The organism is Leptotrichia sp. OH3620_COT-345 (genome assembly GCF_003932895.1).
In the GTDB taxonomy this organism is placed as follows: domain Bacteria; phylum Fusobacteriota; class Fusobacteriia; order Fusobacteriales; family Leptotrichiaceae; genus Pseudoleptotrichia.
In genome coordinates, this window is sequence record NZ_RQYW01000186.1 from 1 (window position 1) to 278 (window position 278).

At 39.2% G+C, this 278-nt stretch carries 1 protein-coding gene; it reads left to right on the top strand.

Going from position 1 to position 278, the window contains the following annotated elements:
• The coding region (locus tag EII29_RS11750; protein WP_148096452.1) for an OmpA family protein at window positions 1-270 on the top strand (270 nt) is incomplete at its 5' end.
• Window positions 271-278: the final 8 nt, after the last annotated feature.

Below are 278 nucleotides of genomic sequence, written 5' to 3' on the forward strand. Positions count from 1 at the left end.
CAGAACTTAAAGGAATATATAATAGTAAATGATTATGATGTGACGATAGTGGGACATACGGATTCCAAAGGGACGAATGAGTATAACTTAAAACTTGGTCTGCGAAGAGCGGAAAGTGTAAAGGCGAAGTTGCTTGAGTTCGGAGTACCTGCAGAAAGAATAGTTGGAGTTGAGACACGAGGGGAAGAGGAACCTGTTGCGACAAATGAGACAGCGGAAGGAAGAGCACAGAACAGAAGAATAGAATTTAAACTGATAAGAAAAGAATAATTGAAATT